Raw genomic sequence first — 16,052 nt, 5'->3', positions numbered from 1 at the left:
TTGTTATGAGTCGTTCATTAAAAAAAGGACCTTTTATCGATTTCAAGCTGGAAAAACGAGTATTGGGACAAAACGAATCAGGGAAAAAAACAGTTGTTAAAACCTGGTCAAGACGTTCAATGATCTCTCCAGATTTCGTAGGTCATACGATCGCCGTGCACAACGGAAACAAATTCATTCCTGTTTATGTTACTGAAAACATGGTAGGACATAAATTAGGTGAATTTGCGCCAACTCGTACTTTTAGAGGACATGCTGACAAGAAAAAAAGATAAGCATGTTATTGGTTTTAATTAACATTTTGAATTTGTAAAAATGGGTGCAAGAAAAAGAATAAAAGCAAACCAAATAAAGGAGGAAAACAAGAGCAAAGCATTTGCTAGCTTGAGAAATGTTCCTACTTCACCTCGCAAAATGAGACTTGTTACCGATATGGTAAGAGGTATGGAGGTGAACCGAGCTTTAGATGTACTTCGTTTCAGTCCGAAGGAGGCATCAAACCGCGTAGAAAAACTATTGCTTTCAGCTATTGCCAATTGGCAAGCTAAGAATGAAGGGCAAAGAATTGAGGAGAGCGCATTGTACGTGAAAGAAATTAGCGTAGATTCAGCGAGAATCCTTAAACGTCTTAGACCTGCCCCTCAGGGAAGAGCACATAGAATTAAGAAAAGATCAAATCATGTAACTATATTGTTGGGCAGCAAAACAGCTGAAGCCGATAGTACTAAACAATAGTTAGAATGGGACAAAAAGTAAATCCAATTGGAAATAGACTAGGAATCATCAAAGGATGGGATTCTAACTGGTTTGGCGGAAAAAACTACGGCGATAAGCTTGTTGAAGATACCAAAATTAGAAAGTACCTTAATGCTCGTTTAGCAAAGGCAAGTATTTCTAAAATCATTATCGAAAGAACTCTAAAATTAATCACTATTACTGTGAACACTGCACGTCCGGGTATTATTATCGGAAAAGGTGGTCAGGAAGTTGATAAATTGAAAGAAGAGTTGAAGAAGATTACTGACAAAGAAGTACAAATTAACATCTTTGAAATTAAGCGTCCGGAAATGGATGCGGTAATCGTTGCTAATAATATTGCTCGTCAAATTGAAGGTCGTATCGCCTACCGACGCGCAATTAAAATGGCTATTGCTTCTACTATGAGAATGGGTGCAGAGGGAATTAAAATACAGATTTCTGGTCGTTTGAACGGTGCTGAAATGGCTCGTTCTGAAATGTACAAAGAAGGACGTACCCCACTACACACCTTAAGAGCTGATATCGATTATTGTTTAGCCGAAGCTTTAACAACCTACGGTTTACTAGGTATCAAAGTTTGGATCTGTAAAGGTGAAGTTTACGGTAAACGTGACTTAACCCCAAACGCAGGAATGCGCGATGGTAGAGCTCCAAAAGGAAAAGGTGGTTTTAATAGAAGAAAAAAGAAGTAGTCTTTAAATTTTAAAGAATTAGTACGATGTTACAACCAAAAAGGACAAAATTTAGGAGACAACAAAAGGGACGAATCAAAGGCAATGCCGGTCGCGGTACTGAATTAGCATTTGGATCTTTTGGGATCAAATCACTTGAAACTAAGTGGATCACTGGTCGTCAAATTGAAGCTGCTCGTGTGGCAGTAACCCGATATATGCAAAGACAAGGTCAAATCTGGATCAGAATTTTCCCAGATAAGCCAATCACTAAGAAACCTGCAGAGGTTCGTATGGGTAAAGGAAAAGGTTCACCAGAAGGATTCGTTGCTCCTGTATCACCAGGAAGAATGTTATTCGAATGTGAAGGAGTACCTTTCGCAGTAGCAAAAGAAGCTTTACGCTTAGCAGCTCAAAAATTACCTGTAACTACCAAATTTGTCGTAAGACGTGATTATGTTGAAAATTCAATTGATTAGTCATGAAGAATTCAGAAATTAAAGAGTTAACAACACAAGAAATAGTAGAAAAAGTAGATGCTGAAAGATCTACATTAACTCGATTCAAGCTAAATCACGCTATTTCACCTTTGGAAAATCCTTTGCAAATAAAGGTAACCCGACGTAACATTGCTCGACTTGTAACGGAGTTGCGTCACAGGCAATTAACTGATAAGTAAAAAGTGATGGAAAGAAATCTTAGAAAAGAACGTATCGGGGTTGTGGTAAGCAATAAAATGGAGAAATCCATAACTATTGTAGTGCATACCAAAGAAAAGCACCCAATTTACGGAAAGTTTGTGAACAAGTCGAAGAAATTCACTGCTCACGACGAAGAAAACACCTGTAATGAAGGTGATACCGTAAAAATCATGGAAACCCGACCTATTAGTAAAAATAAGAGTTGGAGATTAGTTGAAATTATTGAAAGAGCTAAGTAAACATGATACAAACAGAAAGTAGACTAATAGTTGCTGATAACAGCGGAGCCAAAGAAGTTCTTTGTATCCGTGTGTTAGGCGGTACTAAAAAGCGTTATGCTTCGATTGGGGACAAAATTGTTGTTACCGTAAAGAATGCTATAGCCGGTTCCGATATGAAAAAAGGAACAGTAACAAAAGCGGTTGTTGTTCGCACCAAAAAAGAGATTAGAAGACCAGACGGATCCTATATTCGCTTCGATGATAACGCATGTGTATTATTGAATACAGCTGGTGAAATGAGAGGAACCCGTATTTTTGGACCTGTTGCAAGAGAATTGCGCGATACTGATATGAAGATCGTTTCTCTGGCACCAGAAGTTTTATAATCTTTGAAAACCTAGAACAATGCGAAAAAAGTTACATATTAAAAAAGGTGATACCGTTATTGTAAACTCAGGGGAATCTAAAGGTATGGAAGGTAAAGTATTAGAAGTATTAGTAGATAAGCAACGAGCAATTGTTGAAGGAGCTAATATGATTTCTAAACATACTAAACCTAATGCTGAAAATCCTCAGGGCGGTATTGTTAAAAAAGAGGCAGGAATTCACATTTCTAATTTGAATGTGAAAGATGCTTCCACCGGAAAGGCTACCCGTGTTGGTAGACGTTTGGGTGATGACAATAAATTAGTTAGATACTCTAAAAAGTCAGGGGAGGAGATTAAGTAATGAGCTATATACCTACTCTTAAAAAACAATATTCAGAGGAAGTAGTTCCTGCTTTAATGAAGGAATTCAACTACAAATCTGTAATGCAAGCACCTAAATTAACGAAGATAGTAATTAATCAGGGTGTTGGTTCGGCTATTGCTGACAAGAAAATATTAGAATTTTCGGTAAACGAAATGACTTCTATCACTGGTCAGAAGGCAGTTCAAACTCTTTCTTCGAAAGATATTTCGAACTTCAAACTGCGTAAAGGAATGCCAGTTGGTACAACTGTTACTTTGCGTCGTGAGCATATGTACGAATTTCTTGAGAAATTAGTACGTGTTGCTTTGCCTCGTATCCGTGACTTTAAAGGTATTAACGGTAAATTAGATGGTAGAGGAAACTATACCTTAGGTATCGAAGAGCAAATCATTTTCCCAGAGATTATTTTGGATGAAGTAAACAAAATAATGGGTATGAATATCACCTTCGTTACTACAGCAAATACCGATGAGGAAGCGTTTGCTTTATTAAAGGAGTTTGGTTTACCATTTAAAAATTTAAAAAAATAAGACGATGGCTAAAGAATCAATGAAAGCTCGCGAAGTGAAGCGTCAAAAGCTTGTTGAAAAATACGCAGCAAAAAGAGCTAAACTTAAGGAGGAAGGCGATTACATCGGACTTAGTCGTTTGCCAAAAAACTCTTCTCCTGTAAGATTGCATAACAGATGTAAACTTACTGGTCGTCCTAAAGGATACATGAGACAATTCGGTATTAGTCGTATCACTTTTCGTGAAATGGCTTCTTCTGGATTAATTCCAGGTATTAAGAAGGCAAGTTGGTAAGCAGATTAGTTTGTAAAAACAATTTTGTTAAATATTGTCCCGAGCAATCGGGATCAATTTAATTTTTTTAAAATGACAGATCCAATAGCAGATTTTCTTACACGTCTAAGAAACGGGATTATGGCCAATCACAAAGTGGTTGACGTTCCTGCGTCTAACGTGAAAAAAGAAATGACAAAAATTCTTAAGGATAAAGGTTATATCCTTAATTACAAGTTTGTTGATGACGGAATTCAAGGCACAATTAAAATAGCTTTGAAATACAATCCAGAGACAAAAATTTCCGCAATCAAAAATCTTAAAAGGGTAAGTAAGCCAGGTTTGAGAAAATATTGTGGAGCAGCTGAATTACCACGTGTACTAAACGGTTTGGGAATAGCAATTCTCTCTACTTCGCAAGGAGTTATGACTGATAAGGAAGCTCGTCAGAAAAACGTTGGTGGCGAAATATTGTGTTACGTTTATTAATAAAGGAGGATAGAAATGTCACGAATTGGAAAATTACCTATCAATTTGCCTGCAGGAGTAAGCGTCACGGTGAATAAAGATAATTCAGTAACAGTTAAAGGGCCTAAAGGTGAATTAACACAACAAATTGATGCTGACATCAAGGTATCTGTTGAAGAAAATACAGTTGTATTAGAGCGTCCGTCTGAACAAAAAAGACATAAAGCCATGCATGGTTTGTACCGCTCTTTGATGAACAACATGGTATTTGGTGTTGCTGAAGGATATAAAACACAGCAAGAACTTGTAGGTGTGGGATTCCGTGCTACTTCCAACGGTCAAATTTTGGAATTAGCTTTAGGTTATTCTCACCTTATCCATATGGAAATTGCTCCAGAGGTAAAAGTAACTGCAGTAACTGAAAAGCGTGCCAACCCGATCATTACATTAGAAAGTTGTGATAAACAACTTATTGGTCAGGTAGCAGCTAAAATCAGATCATTCAGAAAACCTGAGCCATATAAAGGTAAAGGTGTTAAATTTGTTGGTGAACAGCTAAGAAGAAAAGCTGGTAAATCTGCGGGTAAATAATTTCTAAAAAAGTAAATTATGGCTTTAACTAAGCAAGATAGAAGACTTAGAATTAAAAGAAGAATTCGTAAGTCAATTGCTGGAACTGCTGAAAGACCTAGAATGTCAGTTTTTCGCTCTAACAAGCAGATTTCAGTACAAATTATTGATGATTTATCAGGACAAACTATAGTTGCAACTTCCTCTTTGATAAAAGAAATCACTGAGAAAACTACAACTAAGCTTGAACAAGCTGAGCTAGTGGGTAAAGCAATCGCTGAAAAAGCAGTTGCAGCCGGAATTACTAGTGTTGTATTCGATAGAAATGGTTATCTATACCATGGTAGAATTAAATCTTTAGCGGACGCTGCTCGTAATAGTGGCCTTAAATTTTAATAATTATGGCAGATAATAAGAACATTAAAACTAGCGATGCAGATCTTAAAGATAGGCTTGTAGCTATTAATCGTGTTACTAAAGTAACAAAAGGGGGTAGAACCTTCAGTTTTTCTGCAATTGTAGTTGTAGGAAACGAAAACGGATTAGTAGGTTGGGGACTTGGTAAAGCAAACGAAGTAACTACTGCTATTTCAAAAGGTGTTGATGCAGCAAAGAAAAATTTGATTAAAGTACCTGTTTATAAAGGAACTATTCCTCACGAACAGCTTTCAAGATTTGGCGGAGCAGAGGTTTTCATTAAGCCTGCTTCTCATGGTACCGGAGTAAAAGCCGGTGGTGCGATGCGTGCTGTATTGGAAAGTGTTGGGGTAACAGATGTACTTGCTAAATCAAAAGGTTCATCAAACCCACATAACCTTGTAAAAGCAACAATTGGTGCATTAGCTGAATTAAGAGATGCTCATACAGTTGCTGAACACAGAGGTGTATCATTAGATAAAGTGTTTAACGGTTAAGATAAAAGGAAATGGCTAAGATTAAAATTACTCAGGTAAAGAGCAAAATTGGAAGCACTGATCGCCAAAAGAAAACCTTGGAAGCATTGGGATTAAACAAGATCAATGCAACTGTTGAACATGAAGCTACACCACAAATTAAAGGTATGGTGGCTAAAGTACAACACCTTGTTTCCGTTGAAGAATAATCATTGTTAATATTTAGTATTAAATAGATATGGACTTAAGTAACTTAAAACCCGCAGAAGGATCAACTAAGACTTCAAAAAGAATTGGTCGCGGACAAGGATCTGGTAGAGGTGGTACTTCAACCAGAGGACATAAGGGTGCGAAGTCAAGATCTGGATACTCTAAAAAAGTTGGATTCGAAGGTGGTCAAATGCCTTTGCAACGAAGAGTTCCTAAGTTTGGATTTAAGAACGTTAATAGAAAAGAATATAAAGCTATTAATGTTGAAGTTTTACAAGCCTTAGCAGAAAAGAATAACATTACTACAATCGACAAAGAAGTATTGATAGCAGCAGGTATGGTGTCAAAAAACGACAATGTTAAGATTTTAGGACATGGAACTATTACTGCGAAGCTAGAAGTAAAAGCTCACGCATTCTCAAAATCGGCAATTGCCGCGATTGAAGCAGTCGAAGGAACAGTTGTTAAATTGTAAGTTTAGATATGAAAGGTTTAATAGAAACATTGAAGAACATCTGGAAGATTGAGGATTTAAGATCTCGAATCTTAACTACTCTCGGTCTTGTGTTAGTGTATCGTTTAGGTACCATGGTTGTATTGCCAGGGGTAGACCCTGCACAGTTAGGCGCGTTAAAAACTCAAACTTCGGAAGGAGTTTTGGGATTATTAGATATGTTTTCCGGGGGAGCATTTTCGAATGCATCAATCTTCGCTTTAGGAATCATGCCCTATATCTCTGCCTCTATTGTAATTCAGTTAATGGGAATTGCGGTTCCATATTTTCAAAAGTTACAAAAAGAAGGAGAGAGCGGTCGTCGAAAAATCAATCAGATTACAAGGTATCTAACGGTTATAATTCTTGTACTTCAAGCACCAGGATATCTATTAAACTTACATTCACAACTACCTGAAACAGCCTTTATTCTTAAAGGTACATTGTTTACAGTATCTTCTGTGATGATTCTTGCAGCAGGTTCGATGTTTATTATGTGGTTAGGTGAGAAAATTACTGATAAAGGTATTGGTAATGGAATTTCAATAATCATCATGATCGGTATTATCGCAAGATTACCATTCTCGTTCTTTGCTGAATTACTTTCTAAAATTGAAGGTCAAGGAGGTGGTTTAATTTTACTAGTTATTGAAATAGTAATTTTATTCCTGGTTTTTGCCGCTACAATTTTGTTAGTACAAGGAACACGGAAGATTCCTGTTCAGTATGCAAAACGAATCGTAGGAAACAAACAATATGGTGGGGTTCGCCAGTACATTCCTTTAAAAGTGAATGCTGCTGGTGTAATGCCAATCATCTTTGCACAAGCAATTATGTTCTTGCCAATGGCGTTTGTTAACTATGCTAGTTCTGATGCTTTAACTGGAGTAGCTGCAGCATTATCCGATTTTACTGGATTTTACTACAATGCATTATTCTTTGTGATGATTGTATTATTTACTTATTTCTATACAGCAATTACTGTTAATCCAACGCAAATGGCGGAGGATATGAAAAAGAATGGCGGATTTATACCTGGAATAAAACCAGGTAAAAAAACCATCGACTTTTTAGATACAGTAATGTCGCGTATTACTTTGCCAGGATCTTTATTTTTAGGATTGGTGGCAATATTACCTGCTTTTGCTATGATAGGTGGAGTGAATAATCAGTTTGCACAATTTTTTGGCGGAACTTCTTTATTGATTTTAGTAGGTGTTGTATTGGATACTTTACAGCAAATTGAGAGCCATCTTTTGATGCGTCACTACGATGGATTAATGAAGTCGGGTAGAATAAAAGGTAAATCTGCAGGAGGAGCTGCTGCATATTAAAATATTTTTGCTTTCTTTGCAATGATTTTTTACAAAACAGAGGAGGAAATAGAGTTGCTCAAAATGAGCAACTTACTGGTGGCAAAAACTTTAGGTGTAATATCAAGAGAAATAGCCCCTGGAATTTCAACTTTAAGGTTGGATAAGATCGCAGAGGAGTATATAAGAGACAATGGTGCTAAGCCAGGGTTTCTTGGTTATGATGGATTCCCGAATACCTTATGTGTTTCTATAAACAGTCAGGTTGTTCATGGAATTCCATCTAGCTATAAGCTGAAAGAAGGAGATATTGTATCCTGTGATTGTGGTGTTTTGTTGAATGGTTTTTATGGCGATTCGGCTTATACCTTTACTGTTGGTTCGGTAGCTCCTGATATTCGGCAACTGTTGAAGGTTACCAAAGAGGCACTTTACAAAGGCGTAGAGCAAGCTATAGAAGGTAATCATTTAGGCGATATAGGTTTTGCTATTCAAAAGCATGCAGAGCAGAATTTAGTTTCTGTAGTTCGAGAAATGGTAGGCCACGGAATTGGGAAAAATCTTCATGAAGATCCGCAAGTTCCGAATTATGGAAAAAAAGGACGTGGATTGAAATTGAGAGAAGGACTGGTCGTTGCAATTGAACCGATGTTTAATCTTGGAAAAAGAGATATTTATCAGGATAGTGATGGTTGGGCAATTGTTACTGCTGATGGAAAACCTTCAGCGCATTTCGAACATACCGTGGTAGTTCGAAAGGGAAAGGCACAGATCTTATCCAGTTTTGAATTTATTGAAGATATAAACTAATAAAATTTTAAAAGCTTATGGCTAAACAGCCTTCAATAGAACAAGATGGTACAATTACCGAAGCATTATCGAATGCAATGTTTCGTGTAGAACTTGAAAATGGACATGTGATAACAGCTCACATTTCCGGTAAGATGAGAATGCACTACATTAAGATTCTGCCTGGTGATAAGGTTAAAGTAGAAATGTCACCTTATGATCTTACAAAAGGGCGCATTACTTTTAGATATAAAAATTAAATTTAATAATAATGAAGGTAAGAGCATCTGTAAAGAAACGTTCTGACGATTGTAAGATCGTAAGAAGAAAAGGACGTTTGTATGTGATTAATAAAAAGAATCCTAAGTTCAAGCAACGTCAAGGATAATTTAGTAAAACTTTGTAATAGATAAATATTTTAATTTATGGCTAGAATTGTTGGAGTTGATTTGCCTCAAAATAAAAGAGGGATAATTAGCTTGACCTATATCTACGGTATCGGTAGAAGTGCTGCTCGTCAGATTTTGGATGAAGCGGAAGTTTCTTACGATAAGCAAGTAAAGGATTGGACTGATGATGAGTCTGGTCGTATTCGTCAAGCGATTAATGCTAATTTAAAAGTTGAGGGTGAATTACGTTCTTTAAATCAACTGAATATTAAACGTTTGATGGATATTGGTTGTTATCGTGGTATTCGTCATCGTATTGGATTGCCAGTACGTGGTCAAAGAACAAAAAACAACTCACGTACTAGAAAAGGTAAGAGAAAAACAGTTGCTAACAAAAAGAAAGCAACTAAATAATTGTTAAGTTATGGCAAAAAAGTCAGTATCAGTTAAAAAGAGGGTAGTAAAAATTGAACCTGTAGGACAGGCGCATATCCATTCATCTTTTAACAATATTATCATTTCCTTAACCAATGGCACAGGACAAGTTATTTCTTGGTCTTCAGCTGGTAAAATGGGTTTCAGAGGTTCTAAAAAGAACACTCCATATGCTGCTCAACAAGCTGCAACAGACTGTGGAAAAGTTGCTCATGATCTTGGTTTAAGAAAAGTGAAAGTATATGTAAAAGGTCCTGGAAATGGTCGTGAATCGGCTATTCGTGCGATCAATTCATGTGGAATCGACATTGCGGAAATCGTAGATGTTACTCCATTACCACACAACGGATGTCGTCCTCCTAAGAGACGTAGAGTTTAATAAAAAATGCTATATAAGATTTTGAATTAGTTTTATTGATATCCTCTCTAAAAAACGCGGCACTTTTATAATTCAAAACTTAAGGCAAAGTTTCTATTGTTAGAAAAATTTAAATTTAAGAAGTAATGGCTAGATATATTGGACCAAAGAGTAGAATTGCTCGTAAATTTGGTGAAGCAATTTTTGGACCTGATAAGGCATTTGAGAACAAAAACTACCCTCCAGGGCAGCACGGTAATAGCCGTAGAAGAAAGAAAATGTCTGAATATGGTGTTCAGCTAAAAGAAAAACAAAAAGCAAAATACACTTACGGTGTATTGGAGAAACAATTCTCAAACTTATTTGAAAAGGCCGCGCGAAGTAAAGGTATTACTGGTGAAGTTTTATTACAACTTTTAGAGTGTCGTTTAGACAATGTAATTTTCAGATTAGGTGTAGCTCCAACAAGATCAGCTGCTCGTCAGTTGGTTAGCCATAAGCACGTAACTGTTAATGGACAAGTTTGTAACATTCCTTCCTATTCAGTAAAAGCTGGGGATATCATCGGAATTCGTGAAAAATCGAAGTCTTTAGAAGTTATTACCGATTCTTTATCTACTGCTAGATATAACCAATCATCTTGGTTAGAATGGGATCAAACCTCTCTTAGTGGTAAGTTCCTTAATACACCAGAAAGAACGGAAATTCCTGAAAACATCAAGGAACAGTTAATCGTTGAATTGTATTCTAAGTAATAAATAGTTAATCAGTAATTTATGGCAATTTTAGCTTTCCAGAAACCGGACAAAGTTATCATGCTCGACGCAGACAATAAATTCGGTAAATTCGAATTTCGTCCATTAGAGCCTGGATATGGTATAACAATTGGTAATGCCTTAAGAAGAATATTACTTTCTTCGTTAGAGGGATTTGCGATTACTACTATCAAAATACAGGGTGTTGATCATGAATTTTCTACAATACCAGGCGTAATCGAAGATGTTACTGAGATGATCCTGAACCTGAAGCAAGTTCGGTTTAAACAAAAAGTTGAAGAAGTTGACAGTGAGTTGGTTACAGTAACTATCTCAGATCAGGATACTTTAACAGCTGGCGATATTAACAAGTTTCTAACAGGTTTCGAAGTGTTGAATCCAGAGCTTGTAATTTGCAAAATGGACAGCTCTGCCAAATTGCAAATGGATTTAGCTATTAACAAAGGTCGCGGATACGTACCTTCTGTTGAAAACAAACCTGTTGATGTAGAATTTGGAGTAATTCCGATTGATTCAATTTTTACACCAATCAAGAATGTTAAATATGCTGTTGAAAACTATCGAGTAGAGCAAAAAACTGACTATGAAAAATTGGTTTTTGATATTACTACGGATGGTTCGGTTCACCCAAAAGATGCTTTAAAAGAGGCTGCTAAAATTCTTATTTACCACTTCATGTTGTTCTCAGACGAAAAGATTACTCTTGACTCTGATGAGAAATTTGCAAATGAAGAGTTTGATGAAGAAGTTTTGCATATGCGTCAACTATTGAAAACAAAACTGGTAGACATGGATCTTTCAGTTCGTGCTTTGAATTGTTTGAAAGCTGCCGATGTGGATACTTTAGGTGATTTAGTACAGTTCAACAGGAATGACCTTCTGAAATTTAGAAACTTTGGTAAGAAATCCTTAACCGAGCTGGATGATCTATTGGTATCCTTGAATCTTACTTTCGGTATGGATATTTCTAAGTATAAATTAGATAAGGAATAAGGGAAAATGAGACATAGAAAGAAATTTAATCATTTAGGAAGAAAAACAGCACATAGAAAAGCAATGCTTTCAAATATGGCTTCTTCTTTGATTTTGCATAAAAGAATCTCAACTACTACAGCTAAGGCGAAAGCTTTAAAAATGTATGTTGAGCCTCTAATTTCAAAAAGTAAAGTTGATTCTACTCACTCAAGACGTATTGTTTTTGGTTATTTAAAACAAAAAGAAGCGGTTACTGAGTTGTTTAGAGAAGTTTCACCAAAAATCACTAATCGTAACGGTGGTTATACCAGAATTTTAAAGACTGGTAACCGTTTAGGTGATAATGCAGAAATGTGTATCGTGGAATTGGTTGATTTTAACGAAACTTACTTGACTGAAAAGAAAGCTGTAGCTAAAAAATCAACACGTAGAAAACGTAGTGGTTCTAAAGCTTCAGAAGAAGTAGCAACCGAAGCATCAGAAGTTAAGGCTGAAACAGCACCTGAGGCTCCAAAAGCTGCATCAAAAGCTACTAAAAAGGAAGAAGAATAAGCTTCCTTTCTACAATATTAAAGGGGGTAAAGTTAAATCTTTATCCCTTTTTTAGTACCCTATAAGAATTGCATACGATTGCATTTAATCGTATAAATAAATCAGTAAAACTTTTAATATCCGAAAGTTATGTCAGAAATTGTAAACATTCATGGTCGTGAAATTCTTGATTCACGAGGAAATCCTACTATCGAAGTTGAAGTAACTCTTGCTAGTGGTTTTATGGGTCGTGCCGGTGTTCCTTCAGGAGCTTCAACTGGTGAGAACGAAGCTTTAGAACTACGCGATGGCGATAAGTCTCGTTACTTAGGTAAAGGTGTCTTAAAGGCAGTAGATAACGTAAATAACGTTATTGCAAAAGCATTAGTTGGTATGGATGCTACTGACCAGGTTGCTATTGATAAAGCGATGATCGCTTTGGATGGTACCAAAACTAAATCTAACTTAGGTGCAAACGCTATGTTAGGTGTTTCTTTAGCAGTTGCTAAAGTTGCAGCATTGTATTCAGGTATGCCTTTGTATCGTTACATTGGTGGAACGAATGCAAATGTACTTCCAGTTCCAATGATGAACATTATTAACGGTGGTTCACACTCTGATGCAACCATTGCATTTCAGGAATTCATGATTCGTCCTATTGGTGCTCCATCTTTCCGTGAGGCGTTAAGAATGGGTGCTGAAGTATTTCATGCTCTTGCAAAAGTATTGAAAGGTAAAGGTCTTTCTACTGCTGTAGGTGATGAAGGAGGTTTCGCTCCAATGTTGGGTGGTACTGAAGAGGCTATTGATTGTATTCTTACTGCAATTAAAAACGCTGGTTACAAAGCTGGTCGTAAAGAAGATGGTGGTGATGTATCTATCGCTATGGACTGTGCTGCTTCTGAATTTTTCAAAGATGGAGTATATGACTATAGTATTTTCGAACCAAATGGTGCTAAAAGAAATTCTAAAGAACAAGCTGCTTACCTTGCTGAGTTGATCTCTAAATACCCAATTGATTCTATCGAGGATGGTATGGATGAAGGTGACTGGGATGGATGGGTTGCTTTAAATGCTCTTATTGGTGATAAATGTCAGATTGTTGGGGATGATTTATTCGTAACTAATACTGATTATCTTGCTAAAGGAATTAAGCTTAAAGCAGCGAATTCAATCTTGATTAAGGTAAATCAAATTGGTACTTTAACAGAGACTTTAAATGCTATTGAAATGGCGCATCGTGCTGGTTATACTTCAGTAACTTCTCACCGTTCTGGTGAAACTGAAGATGCTACTATTGCTGATATTGCTGTTGCTACTAATGCTGGACAGATTAAAACCGGTTCTTTGAGCCGTTCTGATCGTATGGCTAAGTACAATCAATTGCTTCGTATTGAGGAAGAATTAGGTGAAAATGCCGTTTTCGGTTGTTAAGCTTAATTAGATATATTAAAAAAAGGGATCTTTACAGATCCCTTTTTTTTGCTTTTTGTTGTTCTAAATGTACTCTTGCATTAAACCAAATAAGGTTTTACTCTGAAAAGGTTTTGAAAGATAAGCATCCATTCCTACCTCAATTGATATTTCCTTATCGTCGGAATAGAAATTTGCCGTAAAAGCAATAATTGGAATAGAAAAATCGCGGTTTTCTTCAATTTTACGCATTCGTAAGGAAGCTTCTATCCCTCCCATAATCGGCATTTGCAAATCCATTAAAACAATATCGTATTGTTCTTTTTCGAAAAGTTCTACTGCTTGTTTACCATTTTCTGCAATATCTACTTTACCCACTTTTTGCTTTAGATAGACTTCAATGGTTTTTCGATTGCTTGGTTGGTCTTCTACCAATAAAATTTTGGCTTCGGTTATGGGAATGTTTCTTTTGTTTGGATGCGTTTTTACAACAATGGAAGAGTCTAATGTTTCCTCCCAATAAATCTTCTTTTTGGTTTCAACACCTATCTGTTCAAGTAATTCAGAAAGCTTTTTATTTGCTGTTTTCTCCATAATAGCACCATTATTTAACTGCTAAAAATAGCGATATTTAAGCATAATAAAAAGACAAAATTTCATTTTAGTTTTGAAAATGAAAATAGAGTCGAGATCGGTCTATAAATTAATATTTCCAGTATAAAGGATTTGGTAAATTATCAATCCAAATTTTCTATTTTTGTATTGAAAATTGTATAAAATTTATAAAAACGAAATAATGTCGGACGATAAAAAGATTATTTTTTCGATGGATCGGGTTAGTAAAACCTTTTCTTCACAAAAAAAAGTACTGAATAACATCAATCTTTCTTTTTTCTATGGAGCTAAGATTGGAATTATTGGATTAAATGGTTCTGGTAAATCTACTCTACTTAAAATTATTGCCGGCCTCGAAAGTTCTTTTGACGGACATGTTGTTTGGTCGAAAGAGCATAATATTGGCTATTTGGCGCAGGAGCCGATTTTGGATGATAGTAAAACGGTGCGAGAAATTGTAGAGGAAGGAGTTCAAGAAATTGTTGATGCATTGAATGCTTATGAAGCGGTTAATTTAAAATTTGGTGATCCAGAGGTATTGGAAGATCCTGATAAAATGCAGGCGGTGATGGATGAGCAGGCCGATCTTCAAGAAAAAATCGACCATTTTGATGCATGGAATTTAGATACTAAATTGGAACGTGCAATGGATGCACTGCGTTGTCCAGAGGGAGATGCATTAATTAAAAACTGTTCGGGAGGGGAACGAAGACGTGTTGCTTTGTGCAGGTTGTTATTGCAGGAACCTGATATTTTACTTTTGGATGAGCCTACTAACCATTTGGATGCGGAATCGGTAGAGTGGTTGGAACAACATCTATCGCAATACAAAGGAACGGTAATAAGTATTACTCACGATAGATACTTTTTGGATAATGTTGCCGGATGGATTCTTGAATTAGATAGAGGAGAAGGAATTCCTTGGAAAGGGAATTACAGCGCTTGGTTGGATCAAAAGACCAAACGTATGGCTATGGAAGAAAAAACAGCTAGTAAGCGACGTAAGACTCTGGAGAGAGAGTTGGAGTGGGTGCGGATGGCGCCTAAAGCGCGTCAAGCAAAAAGCAAAGCTCGTTTGAGTGCTTACGATAGCATGATGAATGAGGATTTGAAAGAGAAGGAGGAGAAATTGGAAATTTTTATTCCAAATGGTCCACGATTGGGTACTAAAGTGATACAAGTTCAGGGAGTATCAAAAGCGTTTGGAAATAAGTTATTGTTTGATGACTTAGAATTTGAGTTGCCTCCTGCAGGTATTGTTGGTGTTATTGGTCCAAATGGAGCTGGTAAAACCACTCTTTTTAGAATGATTATGAATTTGGAACAACCCGATAAAGGAACTTTTGAAGTTGGAGACACGGTAAAAGTTGGATACGTTGACCAACAACATGCGGATATTGATCCAGAAAAATCGGTTTACGAGGTAATTTCTGGTGGTGGCGATTTAATTAATGTAGGCGGAAGGACCGTGAATGCCCGAGCTTATGTTGGTCGTTTTAATTTTAATGGAGCTGATCAAGAAAAGAAATGTGGAGTACTTTCAGGAGGAGAACGGAATCGCTTACATTTGGCATTAACCTTAAAAGAAGAAGCTAATGTTTTGCTACTCGATGAGCCTACCAATGATATTGATGTAAATACATTACGTGCGCTGGAAGAAGGTTTGGAAAGTTTTGCTGGTTGCGCAGTAGTAATTTCTCACGACCGGTGGTTTTTGGATAGAATTGCTACTCATATTTTAGCGTTCGAAGGCGATTCACATGTTCAGTTTTTTGAGGGAGGGTATTCTGATTATGAGATCAACCGGAAAAAGAGAATGGGGGACGAAGGACCGAAAAGAATAAGGTATAAAAAATTACTTGCTGATTAGTATTTAAAAGGGGGAAGATTTTCAAATGAAAGTTTTCCCTTATTTTTGTACCTTGATCAGTAATAT

28 protein-coding genes are annotated in these 16,052 nt (G+C 36.5%); 27 read left to right on the top strand and 1 reads right to left on the bottom strand.

All coding sequences use genetic code 11. The features are described 5' to 3' along the window. The first annotated feature begins 5 nt into the window (after nucleotides 1-5). The 26 genes from rpsS (at nucleotide 6) to eno (ending at nucleotide 13,522) form a co-directional block, all read left to right on the top strand. Entirely contained in the window at nucleotides 6-275 is a 270-nt protein-coding gene (rpsS, locus tag BZG02_RS01540) for a 30S ribosomal protein S19 (RefSeq protein ID WP_101259647.1), read from the top strand. Nucleotides 276-315: 40 nt separating this feature from the next. Then, nucleotides 316-735: a 50S ribosomal protein L22 gene (gene rplV / locus BZG02_RS01535; protein WP_101259646.1), complete on the top strand. Its 420-nt coding sequence runs from the start codon at nucleotides 316-318 to the stop codon at nucleotides 733-735. Between the two features lie 5 nt (nucleotides 736-740). Continuing rightward, nucleotides 741-1,451 (top strand): 30S ribosomal protein S3, encoded by a 711-nt coding sequence (rpsC, locus tag BZG02_RS01530; protein WP_101259645.1) that lies wholly within the window; start codon nucleotides 741-743, stop codon nucleotides 1,449-1,451. A 26-nt stretch (nucleotides 1,452-1,477) separates the two neighbouring features. Further along, on the top strand, nucleotides 1,478-1,909 hold the full coding sequence (rplP, locus tag BZG02_RS01525) for a 50S ribosomal protein L16 (RefSeq protein WP_101259644.1): 432 nt from the start codon (nucleotides 1,478-1,480) through the stop codon (nucleotides 1,907-1,909). Between the two features lie 2 nt (nucleotides 1,910-1,911). Continuing rightward, nucleotides 1,912-2,109, top strand: coding sequence for a 50S ribosomal protein L29 (gene rpmC, locus BZG02_RS01520; protein WP_101259643.1), 198 nt, complete (start codon nucleotides 1,912-1,914; stop codon nucleotides 2,107-2,109). Between the two features lie 6 nt (nucleotides 2,110-2,115). Further along, nucleotides 2,116-2,370 (top strand): 30S ribosomal protein S17, encoded by a 255-nt coding sequence (gene rpsQ, locus BZG02_RS01515; protein ID WP_101259642.1) that lies wholly within the window; start codon nucleotides 2,116-2,118, stop codon nucleotides 2,368-2,370. 2 nt (nucleotides 2,371-2,372) lie between these two features. Beyond that, nucleotides 2,373-2,738 carry a 50S ribosomal protein L14 gene (gene rplN, locus BZG02_RS01510; protein ID WP_101259641.1) on the top strand — a complete coding sequence of 122 codons (366 nt, stop codon included), beginning with the start codon at nucleotides 2,373-2,375 and terminating at the stop codon, nucleotides 2,736-2,738. Nucleotides 2,739-2,757: 19 nt separating this feature from the next. Then, a complete protein-coding gene (gene rplX / locus BZG02_RS01505) occupies nucleotides 2,758-3,081 on the top strand; it encodes a 50S ribosomal protein L24 (RefSeq protein WP_101259640.1) in 324 nt (107 codons plus the stop codon). Further along, entirely contained in the window at nucleotides 3,081-3,635 is a 555-nt protein-coding gene (gene rplE / locus BZG02_RS01500) for a 50S ribosomal protein L5 (RefSeq protein ID WP_101259639.1), read from the top strand. The genes rplX and rplE overlap by 1 nt, the downstream gene beginning before the upstream one ends. A 4-nt stretch (nucleotides 3,636-3,639) precedes the next feature. Beyond that, nucleotides 3,640-3,909, top strand: coding sequence for a 30S ribosomal protein S14 (rpsN, locus tag BZG02_RS01495; protein WP_101259638.1), 270 nt, complete (start codon nucleotides 3,640-3,642; stop codon nucleotides 3,907-3,909). Nucleotides 3,910-3,981: 72 nt separating this feature from the next. After that, nucleotides 3,982-4,377: a 30S ribosomal protein S8 gene (rpsH, locus tag BZG02_RS01490; protein ID WP_101259637.1), complete on the top strand. Its 396-nt coding sequence runs from the start codon at nucleotides 3,982-3,984 to the stop codon at nucleotides 4,375-4,377. Between the two features lie 15 nt (nucleotides 4,378-4,392). Next, nucleotides 4,393-4,947 carry a 50S ribosomal protein L6 gene (gene rplF / locus BZG02_RS01485; RefSeq protein WP_101259636.1) on the top strand — a complete coding sequence of 185 codons (555 nt, stop codon included), beginning with the start codon at nucleotides 4,393-4,395 and terminating at the stop codon, nucleotides 4,945-4,947. Nucleotides 4,948-4,965: 18 nt separating this feature from the next. Beyond that, on the top strand, nucleotides 4,966-5,322 hold the full coding sequence (gene rplR, locus BZG02_RS01480; RefSeq protein ID WP_101259635.1) for a 50S ribosomal protein L18: 357 nt from the start codon (nucleotides 4,966-4,968) through the stop codon (nucleotides 5,320-5,322). A gap of 5 nt (nucleotides 5,323-5,327) precedes the next feature. Next, nucleotides 5,328-5,840: a 30S ribosomal protein S5 gene (rpsE, locus tag BZG02_RS01475; RefSeq protein ID WP_101259634.1), complete on the top strand. Its 513-nt coding sequence runs from the start codon at nucleotides 5,328-5,330 to the stop codon at nucleotides 5,838-5,840. Between the two features lie 11 nt (nucleotides 5,841-5,851). After that, nucleotides 5,852-6,028: a 50S ribosomal protein L30 gene (rpmD, locus tag BZG02_RS01470; RefSeq protein WP_101259633.1), complete on the top strand. Its 177-nt coding sequence runs from the start codon at nucleotides 5,852-5,854 to the stop codon at nucleotides 6,026-6,028. 29 nt (nucleotides 6,029-6,057) lie between these two features. Then, on the top strand, nucleotides 6,058-6,504 hold the full coding sequence (rplO, locus tag BZG02_RS01465) for a 50S ribosomal protein L15 (protein ID WP_101259632.1): 447 nt from the start codon (nucleotides 6,058-6,060) through the stop codon (nucleotides 6,502-6,504). A gap of 8 nt (nucleotides 6,505-6,512) precedes the next feature. Further along, nucleotides 6,513-7,856, top strand: a complete 1,344-nt coding sequence (gene secY, locus BZG02_RS01460; RefSeq protein ID WP_101259631.1) for a preprotein translocase subunit SecY — start codon at nucleotides 6,513-6,515, stop codon at nucleotides 7,854-7,856. A gap of 21 nt (nucleotides 7,857-7,877) precedes the next feature. Further along, the gene (map, locus tag BZG02_RS01455) at nucleotides 7,878-8,645 is read left to right on the top strand and encodes a type I methionyl aminopeptidase (RefSeq protein WP_101259630.1); all 768 of its coding nucleotides are present in this window, start codon (nucleotides 7,878-7,880) and stop codon (nucleotides 8,643-8,645) included. A gap of 17 nt (nucleotides 8,646-8,662) precedes the next feature. Further along, complete coding sequence (infA, locus tag BZG02_RS01450) at nucleotides 8,663-8,884, top strand: translation initiation factor IF-1 (RefSeq protein ID WP_054714084.1); 222 nt, start codon at nucleotides 8,663-8,665, stop codon at nucleotides 8,882-8,884. 11 nt (nucleotides 8,885-8,895) lie between these two features. Continuing rightward, nucleotides 8,896-9,012: a type B 50S ribosomal protein L36 gene (ykgO, locus tag BZG02_RS01445; protein ID WP_101259629.1), complete on the top strand. Its 117-nt coding sequence runs from the start codon at nucleotides 8,896-8,898 to the stop codon at nucleotides 9,010-9,012. Between the two features lie 37 nt (nucleotides 9,013-9,049). Continuing rightward, nucleotides 9,050-9,427, top strand: a complete 378-nt coding sequence (gene rpsM, locus BZG02_RS01440) for a 30S ribosomal protein S13 (RefSeq protein WP_101259628.1) — start codon at nucleotides 9,050-9,052, stop codon at nucleotides 9,425-9,427. 10 nt (nucleotides 9,428-9,437) lie between these two features. Continuing rightward, entirely contained in the window at nucleotides 9,438-9,827 is a 390-nt protein-coding gene (rpsK, locus tag BZG02_RS01435; RefSeq protein ID WP_101259627.1) for a 30S ribosomal protein S11, read from the top strand. Nucleotides 9,828-9,952: 125 nt separating this feature from the next. Next, nucleotides 9,953-10,561, top strand: coding sequence for a 30S ribosomal protein S4 (rpsD, locus tag BZG02_RS01430; protein ID WP_101259626.1), 609 nt, complete (start codon nucleotides 9,953-9,955; stop codon nucleotides 10,559-10,561). A gap of 21 nt (nucleotides 10,562-10,582) precedes the next feature. Continuing rightward, on the top strand, nucleotides 10,583-11,575 hold the full coding sequence (locus tag BZG02_RS01425) for a DNA-directed RNA polymerase subunit alpha (RefSeq protein ID WP_101259625.1): 993 nt from the start codon (nucleotides 10,583-10,585) through the stop codon (nucleotides 11,573-11,575). Nucleotides 11,576-11,581: 6 nt separating this feature from the next. Next, nucleotides 11,582-12,109 carry a 50S ribosomal protein L17 gene (gene rplQ / locus BZG02_RS01420; protein WP_101259624.1) on the top strand — a complete coding sequence of 176 codons (528 nt, stop codon included), beginning with the start codon at nucleotides 11,582-11,584 and terminating at the stop codon, nucleotides 12,107-12,109. A gap of 129 nt (nucleotides 12,110-12,238) precedes the next feature. After that, nucleotides 12,239-13,522 (top strand): phosphopyruvate hydratase, encoded by a 1,284-nt coding sequence (gene eno, locus BZG02_RS01415; RefSeq protein WP_101259623.1) that lies wholly within the window; start codon nucleotides 12,239-12,241, stop codon nucleotides 13,520-13,522. Nucleotides 13,523-13,585: 63 nt separating this feature from the next. Here the strand turns inward: eno and BZG02_RS01410 are convergent, their stop codons facing one another. Continuing rightward, entirely contained in the window at nucleotides 13,586-14,095 is a 510-nt protein-coding gene (locus BZG02_RS01410; protein WP_101259622.1) for a response regulator, read from the bottom strand. Nucleotides 14,096-14,297: 202 nt separating this feature from the next. On the opposite strand from BZG02_RS01410, the gene ettA reads away from it, so the two are divergent. Then, nucleotides 14,298-15,986, top strand: a complete 1,689-nt coding sequence (gene ettA / locus BZG02_RS01405; protein WP_101259621.1) for an energy-dependent translational throttle protein EttA — start codon at nucleotides 14,298-14,300, stop codon at nucleotides 15,984-15,986. Nucleotides 15,987-16,052: the final 66 nt, after the last annotated feature.

Source organism: Labilibaculum filiforme, from assembly GCF_002843315.1.
In the GTDB taxonomy this organism is placed as follows: domain Bacteria; phylum Bacteroidota; class Bacteroidia; order Bacteroidales; family Marinifilaceae; genus Labilibaculum; species Labilibaculum filiforme.
The sequence above is the reverse complement of the archived record's forward strand: the minus strand, read 5'-3'. Positions and strand labels throughout refer to the sequence as shown.

Coding starts and splice junctions, on each gene's coding strand:
- rpsS (WP_101259647.1), top strand. CDS start 6: ATGAGTCGTTCATTAAAAAAAGGACCTTTTATCGATTTCAAGCTGGAA.
- rplV (WP_101259646.1), top strand. CDS start 316: ATGGGTGCAAGAAAAAGAATAAAAGCAAACCAAATAAAGGAGGAAAAC.
- rpsC (WP_101259645.1), top strand. CDS start 741: ATGGGACAAAAAGTAAATCCAATTGGAAATAGACTAGGAATCATCAAA.
- rplP (WP_101259644.1), top strand. CDS start 1,478: ATGTTACAACCAAAAAGGACAAAATTTAGGAGACAACAAAAGGGACGA.
- rpmC (WP_101259643.1), top strand. CDS start 1,912: ATGAAGAATTCAGAAATTAAAGAGTTAACAACACAAGAAATAGTAGAA.
- rpsQ (WP_101259642.1), top strand. CDS start 2,116: ATGGAAAGAAATCTTAGAAAAGAACGTATCGGGGTTGTGGTAAGCAAT.
- rplN (WP_101259641.1), top strand. CDS start 2,373: ATGATACAAACAGAAAGTAGACTAATAGTTGCTGATAACAGCGGAGCC.
- rplX (WP_101259640.1), top strand. CDS start 2,758: ATGCGAAAAAAGTTACATATTAAAAAAGGTGATACCGTTATTGTAAAC.
- rplE (WP_101259639.1), top strand. CDS start 3,081: ATGAGCTATATACCTACTCTTAAAAAACAATATTCAGAGGAAGTAGTT.
- rpsN (WP_101259638.1), top strand. CDS start 3,640: ATGGCTAAAGAATCAATGAAAGCTCGCGAAGTGAAGCGTCAAAAGCTT.
- rpsH (WP_101259637.1), top strand. CDS start 3,982: ATGACAGATCCAATAGCAGATTTTCTTACACGTCTAAGAAACGGGATT.
- rplF (WP_101259636.1), top strand. CDS start 4,393: ATGTCACGAATTGGAAAATTACCTATCAATTTGCCTGCAGGAGTAAGC.
- rplR (WP_101259635.1), top strand. CDS start 4,966: ATGGCTTTAACTAAGCAAGATAGAAGACTTAGAATTAAAAGAAGAATT.
- rpsE (WP_101259634.1), top strand. CDS start 5,328: ATGGCAGATAATAAGAACATTAAAACTAGCGATGCAGATCTTAAAGAT.
- rpmD (WP_101259633.1), top strand. CDS start 5,852: ATGGCTAAGATTAAAATTACTCAGGTAAAGAGCAAAATTGGAAGCACT.
- rplO (WP_101259632.1), top strand. CDS start 6,058: ATGGACTTAAGTAACTTAAAACCCGCAGAAGGATCAACTAAGACTTCA.
- secY (WP_101259631.1), top strand. CDS start 6,513: ATGAAAGGTTTAATAGAAACATTGAAGAACATCTGGAAGATTGAGGAT.
- map (WP_101259630.1), top strand. CDS start 7,878: ATGATTTTTTACAAAACAGAGGAGGAAATAGAGTTGCTCAAAATGAGC.
- infA (WP_054714084.1), top strand. CDS start 8,663: ATGGCTAAACAGCCTTCAATAGAACAAGATGGTACAATTACCGAAGCA.
- ykgO (WP_101259629.1), top strand. CDS start 8,896: ATGAAGGTAAGAGCATCTGTAAAGAAACGTTCTGACGATTGTAAGATC.
- rpsM (WP_101259628.1), top strand. CDS start 9,050: ATGGCTAGAATTGTTGGAGTTGATTTGCCTCAAAATAAAAGAGGGATA.
- rpsK (WP_101259627.1), top strand. CDS start 9,438: ATGGCAAAAAAGTCAGTATCAGTTAAAAAGAGGGTAGTAAAAATTGAA.
- rpsD (WP_101259626.1), top strand. CDS start 9,953: ATGGCTAGATATATTGGACCAAAGAGTAGAATTGCTCGTAAATTTGGT.
- BZG02_RS01425 (WP_101259625.1), top strand. CDS start 10,583: ATGGCAATTTTAGCTTTCCAGAAACCGGACAAAGTTATCATGCTCGAC.
- rplQ (WP_101259624.1), top strand. CDS start 11,582: ATGAGACATAGAAAGAAATTTAATCATTTAGGAAGAAAAACAGCACAT.
- eno (WP_101259623.1), top strand. CDS start 12,239: ATGTCAGAAATTGTAAACATTCATGGTCGTGAAATTCTTGATTCACGA.
- BZG02_RS01410 (WP_101259622.1), bottom strand. CDS start 14,095: ATGGAGAAAACAGCAAATAAAAAGCTTTCTGAATTACTTGAACAGATA.
- ettA (WP_101259621.1), top strand. CDS start 14,298: ATGTCGGACGATAAAAAGATTATTTTTTCGATGGATCGGGTTAGTAAA.